This window comes from Microbulbifer yueqingensis (genome assembly GCF_900100355.1).
Taxonomy (GTDB): domain Bacteria; phylum Pseudomonadota; class Gammaproteobacteria; order Pseudomonadales; family Cellvibrionaceae; genus Microbulbifer; species Microbulbifer yueqingensis.
Map to the genome: position 1 here is coordinate 1 of NZ_FNFH01000011.1, position 11782 is coordinate 11782.

The 11782-nt window shown below is 63.4% G+C and carries 10 protein-coding genes, 4 tRNA genes and 1 rRNA gene; 1 reads left to right on the plus strand and 14 read right to left on the minus strand.

Annotated elements, in window-relative coordinates:
- The 12 genes from BLT26_RS16035 to BLT26_RS16090 all read right to left on the minus strand — a co-directional run.
- On the minus strand, positions 1 to 422 hold a 422-nt coding region (locus BLT26_RS16035), incomplete at its 3' end, for a GTP-binding protein (RefSeq protein WP_139169640.1).
- 121 nt (positions 423 to 543) lie between these two features.
- Positions 544 to 618, minus strand: a tRNA-Thr gene (locus tag BLT26_RS16040).
- Between the two features lie 84 nt (positions 619 to 702).
- A tRNA-Gly gene (locus BLT26_RS16045) sits at positions 703 to 776 on the minus strand.
- A gap of 81 nt (positions 777 to 857) precedes the next feature.
- Positions 858 to 941: transfer RNA gene (locus BLT26_RS16050), tRNA-Tyr, on the minus strand.
- Positions 942 to 1051: 110 nt separating this feature from the next.
- Positions 1052 to 1127, minus strand: a tRNA-Thr gene (locus BLT26_RS16055).
- Between the two features lie 133 nt (positions 1128 to 1260).
- Positions 1261 to 1989 carry an SPOR domain-containing protein gene (locus tag BLT26_RS16060; protein WP_091517136.1) on the minus strand — a complete coding sequence of 243 codons (729 nt, stop codon included), beginning with the start codon at positions 1987 to 1989 and terminating at the stop codon, positions 1261 to 1263.
- Positions 1990 to 2020: 31 nt separating this feature from the next.
- Entirely contained in the window at positions 2021 to 2758 is a 738-nt protein-coding gene (locus tag BLT26_RS16065; protein WP_091517139.1) for a type III pantothenate kinase, read from the minus strand.
- Positions 2755 to 3759, minus strand: a complete 1005-nt coding sequence (birA, locus tag BLT26_RS16070; protein ID WP_245720737.1) for a bifunctional biotin--[acetyl-CoA-carboxylase] ligase/biotin operon repressor BirA — start codon at positions 3757 to 3759, stop codon at positions 2755 to 2757. The genes BLT26_RS16065 and birA overlap by 4 nt, the downstream gene beginning before the upstream one ends.
- 2 nt (positions 3760 to 3761) lie before the next feature.
- Entirely contained in the window at positions 3762 to 4874 is a 1113-nt protein-coding gene (alr, locus tag BLT26_RS16075) for an alanine racemase (RefSeq protein ID WP_091517143.1), read from the minus strand.
- Positions 4875 to 4884: 10 nt separating this feature from the next.
- On the minus strand, positions 4885 to 6075 hold the full coding sequence (locus BLT26_RS16080) for an ABC transporter permease (protein ID WP_091517145.1): 1191 nt from the start codon (positions 6073 to 6075) through the stop codon (positions 4885 to 4887).
- Complete coding sequence (locus BLT26_RS16085; RefSeq protein WP_091517148.1) at positions 6072 to 6821, minus strand: ABC transporter ATP-binding protein; 750 nt, start codon at positions 6819 to 6821, stop codon at positions 6072 to 6074. The genes BLT26_RS16080 and BLT26_RS16085 overlap by 4 nt, the downstream gene beginning before the upstream one ends.
- A complete protein-coding gene (locus BLT26_RS16090; RefSeq protein WP_091517150.1) occupies positions 6818 to 8194 on the minus strand; it encodes an alpha/beta hydrolase in 1377 nt (458 codons plus the stop codon). The genes BLT26_RS16085 and BLT26_RS16090 overlap by 4 nt, the downstream gene beginning before the upstream one ends.
- Positions 8195 to 8405: 211 nt before the next feature.
- On the opposite strand from BLT26_RS16090, the gene BLT26_RS16095 reads away from it, so the two are divergent.
- Positions 8406 to 9359, plus strand: coding sequence for a hypothetical protein (locus BLT26_RS16095; RefSeq protein WP_091517153.1), 954 nt, complete (start codon positions 8406 to 8408; stop codon positions 9357 to 9359).
- Positions 9360 to 9419: 60 nt separating this feature from the next.
- Here the strand turns inward: BLT26_RS16095 and BLT26_RS16100 are convergent, their stop codons facing one another.
- Positions 9420 to 10322, minus strand: a complete 903-nt coding sequence (locus BLT26_RS16100; protein WP_091517155.1) for an aldo/keto reductase — start codon at positions 10320 to 10322, stop codon at positions 9420 to 9422.
- 1230 nt (positions 10323 to 11552) lie between these two features.
- Positions 11553 to 11668: ribosomal RNA gene (gene rrf / locus BLT26_RS16110) — 5S ribosomal RNA — on the minus strand.
- Positions 11669 to 11782: the final 114 nt, after the last annotated feature.

An 11782-nucleotide genomic window follows, 5' to 3' on the forward strand; every position in this document is an offset into this window, starting at 1 on the left:
ACCATGTCAGCCTTGTTCAGGAATACCACGATGTACGGTACACCTACCTGGCGGGACAGCAGGATGTGCTCGCGGGTCTGCGGCATGGGGCCGTCAGCTGCGGAACATACCAGGATAGCGCCGTCCATCTGGGCAGCACCGGTGATCATGTTCTTCACGTAGTCGGCGTGGCCCGGGCAGTCAACGTGCGCGTAGTGACGGGTCGGGGACTCGTACTCAACGTGGGAAGTAGCGATGGTGATACCGCGCTCACGCTCTTCCGGCGCATTGTCGATACCGTCGAAGGCAACGGCAGCGCCGCCCCATACTTCTGCGCACACGCGGGTCAGCGCGGCGGTCAGGGTGGTCTTACCGTGGTCAACGTGACCGATGGTGCCCACGTTTACGTGGGGCTTGGAACGCTCAAACTTCTCTTTTCCCATTGCAGCCTCCTAGTATGGGCAGACGTTATAGACACCCACTTGTCAGAACCGAAGCACCCGGACACACAAAACCCGGATACAAGTAGCCGCAGAGACACCTGCCCCCGCGGCCACCGTAAAATGGAGCTCATGGGCGGATTTGAACCGCCGACCTCACCCTTACCAAGGGTGTGCTCTACCCCTGAGCTACATGAGCAAAATACTGCTTGAACTGGCAATCCCTACCAGTCTATCGACCGCCTCGGCGGCCTCCCACCTTTGCGCCATGCCACAACCGGCATGGAGCGGGTAGCGGGAATCGAACCCGCATCATCAGCTTGGAAGGCTGAGGTTCTACCATTGAACTATACCCGCACGCTCCGCGCAGGAACCTCAAGGCAAAAGGACTTCAACCTTCCGCCGGCGACATCACGGCCATGCCGGGACATCTGTATATGGTGCAGGGGGGTGGATTCGAACCACCGAAGCTTGCGCGTCAGATTTACAGTCTGATCCCTTTGGCCACTCGGGAACCCCTGCTCGAAAGCGGTGTGCATTCTCTACACCGGCCGCCACGCTGTCAACAATTTTTTCTTTAAATTCACAGGCTTACCTGCAAAACCTAAAGCCAGACAACGCGAGAGACAAAATGGAGCTGGCGAGAGGAGTCGAACCCCCGACCGGCTGATTACAAGTCAGCTGCTCTACCAACTGAGCTACGCCAGCCCTGTCTCTGCTTACGGGAAAAACCTCTACCCCGTAAGTGGAGGCGGGATTCTAGGGGAAGTTGTTTCCACAAGCAACCGTTTTGGCCGCGAGATTGCCCCTCCGTATCTACCGGGGCAGGAGCGCCGCCGCACTAGTCCCCTTCCAGCTCACTACAGAGATTGCGGCGCCGGTCCAGGCCCGGGTAGTCCAACTGGAGCTGGACCCAGAAATCGTCCGCCAGCGTCTCGCCTGCACCGGGCGGCAGGACCACCCACTGTTCCAGGTACATCTGTGGTTCCTCCCGCATGCGGGCGTCGATGCCGCGGCCGCGAAGTTCATCCGCAAGGGTTTGTGCCCGGTCGAGCTCGGAGAAGATGCCAAACGAGATGCCATTGGTCAGGGATCCCTTGGGGATTACGTAACTGTCGACACCAGCCGACTGGAGCTCGCGAAGCCGGTTGAAGGCCTCGCGGCGCGACCCCAGGGGGTCCAGGAAGACCCAGTAGCGCATCTGCCCCTCCATCTCGACATCGCGCAACTCGGCCTGCACCTCCAGCGCCTGCAGGCGCTGGACCAGGTCTTCGCCCTGGTAGCTCTCCTCAAACGGCCCGACGAGGGTACACAGGGGCTCCCCCCCGGCCGGCTCAGTGCCGGCGGCAGGAGCCTCCGGCTCGACCGCTTCGGGTTCCTGGGCCGGGGCGGGCCGGCGCGAGAGTTCGTCCGGATCGACTTCCCGCAGGAGCTTGACCCTTTCGCCCGCTGCCTCCTCGGCCAGCCCCAGCTCCGGAGCCTCCACCGGCGGTGCGCCCGGGCGCTCGCTCGCGAACCAGGCGAAGAGGCCGGCATTGGCGATGAGCAGGGCGAGTACTATCCAGCGCATGTTTTACTGTCTCGAATTTATCTCGTAATTATCAGGGATTGGAGAGGGCAAGCCCCTCGAAGACAAGCTCCGGCACCAGCTCGCAGTCACCACCGAGCAAGCTGGCAAAGAGCGCGCCATCGCCACCGGTCAGCCAGAGGAGCGGCTCAACCTCTTCCCGCTGGCGCAGGTAGCCAAGGGCGCGCTCCATGGCCCCGAGCACCATGGCCGGCAGGCCCCGGTTGACGGCATCAGCCGTGGTCAGGCCGGGCTCCAGGGACATACCGGCGGAGTACGCGCCCTCCACCTTGACCGCATCGGTGTCGGCGTAGAGGGCCCTGCGCATCAGCTCGAGGCCGGGCAATATATACCCGCCGAGGTGCTGTCCGCCAGCACCCAGCAGGTCGAGGGTGACCGCGCTGCCGCAATCAACTACCAGCGCCGGTGAGGGGTCGCGCCGGTGTGCCGCGAGGACCGCCAACCAGCGATCCACCCCCAGCTGTCCGGGGTCGCGATAGCCGCAGGTTACGCCGGCACACTGCCTTTCGACCCTCGCGAACTCGGGCTCCACCCCCAGTGCCTCACGCAGCGCGCCGGCCAGCTGCAGGGCAACCGGGCTCCCGGCAACATTGGCCACCCGGGCCCTGCGCACCCCGGCACTGAGCCACTGCGGCGGCAGCGCTCCCTGTGCCAGGCCGGCGAGCTCCAGCACACCGCGAGCCACCGGCCGGCCCTCCTCCAGCAGGCGCCACTTGCCTCGTGTATTGCCCAGATCCAGTTCGAGTATCACTCCTGTGCCCCCCGCAAAGAGACCTCTCCACCATGAAAGCTGCGCAGGCCGCTGTCGGTATCCAGTAACAGCGCGCCTGAGTCATTCACGCCCCGGGCGTACCCAACCCAGGATTGCCGGGCGGCCTCGAGTATTATCCGGCGACCGGCAAAAGCATCCCGCTCCTGCCAGGCGGCGCGATAGGCGCTAAACCCCCGCGCCGGGTACTGTTCGAGCAGCACCAGCAGGCGACTGAGCATGGCCGCCGCCAGCTCATTGCGGCCGATGCCCGGCCTGACCTGGTTCAGGTCGATCCAGGGCTGGTCAATGGAGCACGCCTCGCTCTCCGGCAGGCCGACATTCAGGCCGACGCCCACCACTACGCCGCAGCGGTCCGTCAGGTCGCCGGTCAACTCCAGGAGGACGCCGGCAAGCTTGCGCCCCCGACACCACACATCGTTCGGCCATTTGAGCGTGACACCGGGCACCCCGAAGTCGTCCAGTGCCTCGGCCAGGGCCACGCCCACGGCCAGGCTGAGCCCCTCGAGCAACTGGACACCGCCGCTGAACTGCCAGCCCAGCGATAGACTGATACCGCTGCCAAACGGGCTGACCCACTGGCGTCCCCGGCGACCGCGGCCGGCAGTCTGCCGCTCCGCCAACATGGCCACACCATGTCCCCTTCCCTGCTCCAGGCGCTGGAGAATCTGAGCGTTGGTAGAGTCCACCTCGTCCCGCAGCAGGAGCTCGCGCAGCAGGTCCTGCGCGGCGGGCTCCAGGCTCGCACCAAGCCGTTCCGCCGAGAGCAGGTCCAGCCCACCGGGTACGCGGTAGCCCCGCCCCTTCACCGACTCCACCTCGAGCCCGCAGGCGGTAAGCTTCTGCAGCTGTTTCCACACCGCTGCGCGGCTTACGCCCAGGGCGTCGCCAAGAGCCTGCCCGGAGTGCACCTCGCCGTCGGCAAGCAGCTCGAGCACTGGCCGCAGCTGGCGCAGGGGGTTTCTCTGCTTCGCAATGGTCAAAATCAACTTCCCGTATAACGTCTTGTGTAACGGTGGCCCAGGCTCGTCAGCACTTCATAGCCGATGGTGCCGGCATATCCCGCCACCTCGTCCACCGTTACTGCGTCGTTGAGGACCTCAATATGGGCGAGCCCGGCCCGCTCGGGGCCGGCCAGTCCCGATATATCAAAGGTGGTGGAGTCCATCGATACCCGGCCCACCATGGGCAGTCGCTGGCCACAGGCCCAGCCGCAACCCCGGTTTCCCTGAGCGCGGATAATGCCATCGGCGTACCCTCCCCGCGCCACTGCGAGCCAGCTGCCCGGCTCGGCTCGCTGTGTGGCTCCGTAGCCGACCCAGCACTCATCGGCGACATGGCGCTGCTGCACCACCGGCAGGCTGAGGTTCACAACCGCGCTCATGGGGTTTTCCTCTCCCGGCCGGGGGTTGACACCGTATAGCGCCGAACCGGGTCGCGCGAGGTCGAAATGGTATTCCTCCCCCAGGTAGATGCCCGATGAATTGGCCAGGCTCAACTGGAGCTCCGGCAGCTCGTCCCGTAGCCGCTCGCCGGCCTCGCGAAACCTGTCCAGCTGCCGGCGATTCTGCGGGTGCTGCGGATCGTCGGCACAGGCGAGGTGGCTCATTATTACCGAGATATTTGCGGCACTCAGCAGGCCCCGGTCGCGCAGCAATCGGCCAAATTCATCGGCGGTCATACCGAGGCGGGTCATGCCGGAGTCGACCTTAAGCCCGCAGGCTGCCTGAATGCCCGCCTGATCACACACTTCCATCCAGGCGCGCAACTGCTGCAGGGTAAACACGTTGGGCACCAGCCCGGCGCGCACGCACTCCTGCTCACGTCCGGCACGCACGCCGGTGAGTACGAAGATGGCGGCGTCGTCACCGAGTAGCCGGCGCAGGGCCAGCCCCTCATCCAGCGTGGCGACGAAGAAATCCCGGCAGCCGCGCCGGAAGAAGGCCGGCGCCAACTTCGACATGCCCAGGCCATAGGCGTCCGCCTTCACCACCGCACCGCAACGACTCCCGCGGCCCAGCCGCCGGCTCAGGGCCAGGTAATTGTCACCGGCTGCGCTCAGGTCAATGGTCAGCAGGCCGTCGTGTGCAGTGGTCATTTTTGTACCTCTAAGTGGCGCTCAGCAGGTTCTCGCGCCGCAGAGCACCGGCGCCGATGCGAACCGCAACAGCCACCAGCAGCAGCGTGACACAGGAACCGGCCAGCAGGCTGAGTACCGGAACGGGCTCGCCAATGAGCAGCGTCTTCAGCCACTGCTGCTGCCCCACCAGGGGTACCAGCTGCCAATGGAAGCCTTCCAGCTCCACGCGCGACACATCCAGCACCATCAGCAACATGACCGGGGCCACCTGCAGGATGCTGAGCTGGGTCTGCGCGTCCTTGAAAGACTGTGAACGCAATGCCAGCAGAATCTGCACTACCGCCACCAACAGTGCAAGCGGCAACAGCAGCAATCCCATTGTCACCACGCCGGCAGTGGTCGTGGCCTGCTGGATGCCCAGTTCCGCCAGCGGCATCAGCGGCATCAGGGACACCAGCGCTGCGATCGCCAGCAGCGCCCCCACCCAGCCGATGCTGGCCACCGCGAGCGTCTTGGCCACTACGACCTGCCAGCCAGGCAAGGGTTGCATCAGCAGGGTCTCCAGGCTCAGCCGCTCCCGCTCGCCGGCGGAGGTATCCACCGATGTCGCAAGGCTGGCAACAAACAATGTGAGGATCAGCAGGCCGGGGACCGCGGCCAGCAACATAGCCCCCCGGCGCGAGGGTGTGCTCACATCGCGCACCTCCAGTCGCCAGGGCGCGAGCAGCTGGGGGGCCAGGCCGCGGGCAGTCACCCGTTGCTGCACCACCAGCTGCTGCAAAGCACCCAGCCGCTCCTGCAGGTGTCGCTCCGCCCGCCCCGAACTGGAGGCGGAACTGTCGATGTACAGGTAGAGCGGTGGCGCTTCAAAGTTACGGTAATCCCCGGCAAACCCCTCGCTGACTTCGAGCACCAGGTCATAGTCGCCGGCGAGCAGCGTTTGCGGCTCTCCTTCCTCCAGGGCATCCACCTGCAGGCTGTCGCTGCGCAGCCGATCGGCCAGCAGCGGTGCAAAGTCTGCCCCCAGTAATGCCAGGCGGGTACTCTCCTCGGTGTGCTTCTTCAGCATGAAGATGCTGCCCCCTGCCAGCATCACCGGGAAAAGCAGGGAGAAGCAGATCGCCATCCACAGCGCCCGGCGGTCACGCCAGGTTTCCAATAGTTCCTTCTGCAACAGCGCCCCCATGGGGCCGTGCAGCATTGCCTTGATTCGCTTCATGCCGGTTCCCCCTCGACCTGCTCCCTCTGGCTACCGTAAGCCAGGCTGACGAATGCGTCTTCGAGATTGTCGCAATGGGCCTCGCGCATCAGTGCCTGCGGCCCGCCGGCGCCCACCACACGCCCCTCTGCCATCACCAGTACCCGGTCGGACAATTCCAGCACTTCGGACATAACGTGGCTCGAAAACAGGATGGCCGTCCCTTCATTACGCAAACGCAGCAGGGTGCGCCGTAACAGGCGCGCCGCCAGCACGTCGAGACCGCGGGTCGGCTCATCGAGGATCAGGTGTTGCGGGCGGTGCACAAGGGCCCGCGCCAGCGAGACCTTCATACGCTCACCCTGGGAAAACCCGCGGGTGCGACGCAACCACAGGTCCTCCAGCTCGAGCGCACCGCGCACTTCGTCCAGTGACTGACGCAGGCGCTCACCGGTTAGTCCCTGCATGCGCGCAAAAAGGGTCAGGTACTCCTTCACGGTCAGGCGCTCATAAAGCCCCTCGCGGTCGCCGACAACACCGAGTTGCCGGCGGACCGCCAGCGGCTGGGCCGCAACATCAATTTTTCCTACGCGCACCGTACCCGAGTCGGCCCGCAGCAGGCCGGTGATTATCCGCAGGCAGCTGGTCTTGCCGGCCCCATTGGCCCCCAGCAGGGCGGTTATCTGGCCATCGGCCGCATGGAAAGTGAGGTCGCGGAGGACCTGCTGGGCACCAAAATGCTTGCTGATGGATTGCACCTCGATCATTGCGCGCCCTCCCCCGGTTTCATTTCGCCAACTGCTCCCAGGTCCGGGCCGAATTCTGCCGCCATAAATGGCGGGCGCCTGATGCTATCGATACAGGACACGTCCAGCTTTGATGATGGCTCTGCCAGGAAGTCGGCGATTAGCCTGGGGATACAGCCCCGCCGGGAATTGATATGACCGCCGCCGGCCACCACCAGGTGCTGCTTATCCTCAAGGTAATCGAGCGCTTCTTCGGCATAGCGGGGCGGCGTAATCGGGTCCGCCTCACCAGAGATCAACAGCACCGGGTGGTCGCGGGGGGCCGGTTCGCGGTAGGGCTTTTCCCGCACCGGCCACTCGTCGCAACCGCGTCGGAAAAGGTCATAAAAGGCGGTGCCGAGAAAGGAGTCGCGACTGTCTGCCGCCACTTCCGCCGCAGTAATGCGGTTCAGCTCCTCCGCGCAAGCCACCGAGAAGGTCAGTCCCATAGCCATGCTGTCCGCCGCATGGATGAAGGCTCCCGACAGGCCCGCCAGCGGCGCAAAGTTGCCACGCGAGGCCTGGGTAACGGCGAATGGCAGCTGCGCCGCCGCCACGGGGTCATAAAGCATGGCGCGAATGCCATTGGCAAGCTCCCAGCGCGCCATGGGTTTGGCGGCCGGCTGGCCGGTCAGCGGGTCGGGTATCGGGTGTGCGGCGCCACTATCCCATTCCGCCAGCAACTGGTCGAGCTGCTCGCGCCAGTCGCCGAGCCGCGCACATGCCGGGTCGCGGCTGCAGTCCCGCTCGAGCTTCCTCAGGGCCTTCTCCGCGGCCTGCGCCGTGAGGAAAACCTTGGTTTCGATCGGGGCGACAGCGTCCAGCACCAGTTCGCTCAGGGACTCGGGATACCACTGCTGGTAGAGAAGGGCTGTTCGCGTGCCCCAGGATCCCCCCCAAAGGGCGACGCGCTCATGACCCAGCGCCCTGCGCACCATTTCCAGGTCGTCCACCGTCTGGCGACTGCTGAGCGAATCGGCAAATTCGGGGCGTGCCAGGTAACAACCGGCTAGCCCCTGTGCGAATTCCTCCAGGCTAATGGAGAGCTGCTCATCGATATCGCAACGAAAAGCGCCCGAGCGGCCTGAACCGCGGCGATCGACCATCACGATATCCCGCTGGCGGTTAACCGGCTCGAGCGCCTGCAACAGGGGGGCCAGGTCGCTGGCGGCCTGCCCGGGACCACCTGCCAGCAGGTAGAGCGGTTCCTCATCGGTCTCGCTGACCGCCGGTGCCACCATTACTGCGAGCTCCGGCCTTTCCGGTGCGTCGGTCAATGCCAGGCGGTGGCAGAGCAAAGGCCTATGCCAGCCATCGAGATAACATGTCTCGCCGACCGACGGGGCCTCAGCCATGACAGCAGGCGAAAGTCCCGCAAACAACAGCGCAAGCCACGTGCGGGGTAACTGCATCCATTCCAAGTTAATGACTCCTTTGACAATCGCTGTAAGGCAATATTCTACCGAAATGTAACCCAGCCAGCCGCCGCCCGCCATGGCATGACCGTAGCGCCACGCCGGACCGGGTGTTATGGTTAGCGGGCTGAATTCAGGTCTGCCTATTCACATGAGCTTTTCAGATCGAGAAAAACAACTTATTCGCGCCGCATTTGCCTGGGGCCAGGTGAGCCACAAGGAAGGCTACACCCTGTCTGATGGGGAAATCGAAAAGTCCGTGCTGCTACGGCGCCTTCTGGCCGGACGGCCGCCCCTCGCCTTCCCCCCTCCGCTGCGCCATGGCTTCCCCTGGTACGAGGTGATCGAGGGGCGGGGCCAGCACGTGGTCAATGTCTCTGAGGCGTCGACAGAAAATAGCATGATTGCCCCCGGCAGCCGGCCCGGCGACAAGTACATCCTGATTGACGGGTCCTTCTGGAGGGTGGCGGAGACAATCAGCGAACGGGAGGAATATATCGTCGAATGGGGCTCCTACCCCATGCAGTGGCGGCTCCGCAAGCACTGGGAAGTCAATTATGAGATGACCCAGCAGCTGCAGCATTTCCGCAAAGACAACCCGAATGCCGGCTTGCGCCTGGATAAGCGTGCGGGAGAGGGCGAATACAGTGAATTTCGTATCGATGATGACCAGACTGTCTGGCTCAGCGAATGGCAGTTGACCCGCATCGGCCTGTCGGGCTGGGTCTGGGTTGGAACCCCGCTCGAGCCCACCGGCCAGCGCCCACTGGCGCCGGTCAAAGAGGATGAGCATGGCCCGCTCATTCTGAGCGAACCTGAGAGGGCGACCGGTGAGGCGTGGTTGCGGATAGAACGCGCGGGACAGGCTTACCGCTTTGTCCGGCTCGGTGAGGAGATCTGCTATGAGCAGCTCCTGGCGGAGAGCGATAGCAGCATGTTACTTCACGGCGTACAGGGAGAAGACCTGCTGATCATGGACTGGTCTGAAGGCGAACCCCTGCATCGTTTTGCGGTGCCGGCACAGCTGGCTCCCCTGGAAGAGTTTGACCTCGACAGGCTCGGCTACGAGCTGGTGCCGGAAAACGCCTTCAAGGCAAATCCCTGACACCTTTGACCGGGCGGTGCTCTGCATCGCCCGCACCGGCCAATACTTTTCCAGTCCCTCTCAGTCCACGTCCCTGCCGCGGGATGCGCGCAGCAGCATGAACCATGCCTCCAGCGGCATGTCGGCCGCAACGGCCTTCGCCGCCGCTTTCAGCCGCTCGACCTTTCCGCTTCCCAGCACCGGTACCATGTTGCTGGGATGGCGCAGCAGCCAGGCCAGGGCGAGCTGCCGTGGCTCCATGCCGAGCTCAGGCGCCAACTGCTCCATGCATGCCTGCACCCGCAGCGCAGCCTCACTGGTTCCGGTAAATAATTCACCGCCGCCAAAGGGCGACCACGCCATTGGCAACACCCTTTCGCGCTGGCAAAAATCCAGCTGGCCGTCGAACATGGGAGCACTGTGTAGCGGTGACACCTCGATCTGGTTAACCAGCAGGGGCGCTTTAAGGCGCGACTGCAGCAGTTCGAACTGGTGCGGCAGGAAGTTCGACACACCGACAGCGCGAATCTTGCCGGCATCCAGCAACCCCTGGAGGGCGTCCGCCAGCGTATCCGCATGCATCAGCGGGTCCGGGCGATGCAGGAGAAGCAGGTCTATGTAGTCTGTTCCCAGCTTGCGGAGGCTCGACTCCACCGAGGCAGTGACATGCTGTGCACTACTGTCGTAGTGGTTCAGACGATAGTCGTTTCCCTCACCACACAACTTGATGCCGCACTTGGTGACGACCTCCATCTTTTCCCGAAGACCCGGGGCCAGACCGAGTGCCTCTCCATACAGGGCCTCGCAGCGATAGTCACCGTAGATGTCCGCGAGATCAAACGTGGTGATACCGAGCTCCAGCAATTCCTCTGTCAGGCTGACAAGCCTGGCCGGGGAATACCCCCAATCGGCCAGACGCCACAATCCCATGGCGAGACGGGACATTGAAAAACGGCTATCGAGCGGGGCCGGCACACGCTGCATTGTCACAACACCTTGGAAATTCGGGGGATGGGATTCTGCATCACAGCGACTATCCCGGCAAGGCAGGCCGACGACGGCATCCTGCAAGGATACGCCTCTCAAGCTACCCACAGTTTTGCTGGAAAAGGTTGTGGGTAACCGAGGGATAGCCGCGAGAGAACCTGTATTCGCGTGGCATCCGCGTCAGCGCGCAAAAAAACAACTGTAAAATCAGTGACCTGCCCTCACGCCAGTCGGGGCCACTTACGCAATGAATAACTGGGCAAGGGTGTTACTAATGTCAGTACAGCAGCCTCCCGATAGCGGTCAGCACGATCATTACATTGGCGGCTTGCATTTGCGCAGCCCAGGCTTCAACGCGGGGAAGGGGCTGGACCAACAATAGCGGACGCAAGGAACCCGGGCACCGCGATCGGGGAGCCAACTCAATCCGCGCACTTGTATGTTTACCCACAGAATATATGGACAGAATTGTGCATAACCGTGGGATACCGGTGGTAGGAGAACGTAGCATGCCGCTGCGCGCGAGGCGGGCAAAAAAACAGCGGTCTCGCGTGGGCACTGCGCTCTTGTTATTCGCGCTTCAGCTTCCTGACAAGCGGCTCGCTATTTGGGCTCCCGTGGGCAGCCCGGGGCGCACCCCGGCAAGTTGAGAGGCGAAGGCTCAAATCAACATGACCTGCCTACGAAGCAGAAAAAGGCTATCGACAGGCTGCAAGGATTGATTTGCCAGAAGCAAATCAACACAGCGAAGCGGCCCAATAAAAAGGCCCAGCCGCGTTAGCGACTGGGCCTTTGGAATGAAAGCCTGTATGCAGAGGCTATCGGCTTCAGGCTCGCCGTCCATGGCGCGGCTTCGGAGTGTTCGCTCCAGCCCCGGCCCGGCCATCCTTCGCCGGGCGCTCGTCACTCGCAAAGCGTTGGTCCGACATTTCGGCTTTGCGTTGCCTTCGGCAACCACTCCTCACCCTACTCTCGCGGATGCCTGGGGAGCAGTCCATTGTCGAATTGCGTAAATAAAAAAAGGGCCACCCGATTGGGTGGCCCTTTCTTTTATTTGAACCGGGCTGGCGCTCCAGCCTGACCAACGGCGCAGCCGTTGGGGAGCCGGCGCTTGCGACGGCGGGGCGTAGCCCCGAGCGAAGCGAGTCACCTGACCGACCAGGGCATCGGCAGGCTGGAATGAAAAAGGCCCTGACCGCGTTAGCGATCAGGGCCTTTGGAATGAAAGCCTGACGATGACCTACTCTCGCATGGGGAGGCCCCACACTACCATCGGCGATGTTGCGTTTCACTTCTGAGTTCGGCAAGGGATCAGGTGGTTCCACAACTCTATGGTCGTCAGGCAAACTGGCTTGGGTTGGCGATGGTCTTACGGGCTGTGCCCTGCTCTGCCTGTTACCGCCGTTTGCATGATCTCTCGATCAACGGTAACCCCAAATAAGTCGGTGAAACATTCT

What these genes read in the sequence shown, in the direction of transcription:
- alr (WP_091517143.1), bottom strand. Translation starts at nt 4,874, where the DNA reads ATGACCACTGCACACGACGGCCTGCTGACCATTGACCTGAGCGCAGCC.
- BLT26_RS16090 (WP_091517150.1), bottom strand. Translation starts at nt 8,194, where the DNA reads ATGGCTGAGGCCCCGTCGGTCGGCGAGACATGTTATCTCGATGGCTGG.
- BLT26_RS16100 (WP_091517155.1), bottom strand. Translation starts at nt 10,322, where the DNA reads ATGCAGCGTGTGCCGGCCCCGCTCGATAGCCGTTTTTCAATGTCCCGT.
- BLT26_RS16095 (WP_091517153.1), top strand. Translation starts at nt 8,406, where the DNA reads ATGAGCTTTTCAGATCGAGAAAAACAACTTATTCGCGCCGCATTTGCC.
- BLT26_RS16080 (WP_091517145.1), bottom strand. Translation starts at nt 6,075, where the DNA reads ATGAAGCGAATCAAGGCAATGCTGCACGGCCCCATGGGGGCGCTGTTG.
- BLT26_RS16060 (WP_091517136.1), bottom strand. Translation starts at nt 1,989, where the DNA reads ATGCGCTGGATAGTACTCGCCCTGCTCATCGCCAATGCCGGCCTCTTC.
- BLT26_RS16085 (WP_091517148.1), bottom strand. Translation starts at nt 6,821, where the DNA reads ATGATCGAGGTGCAATCCATCAGCAAGCATTTTGGTGCCCAGCAGGTC.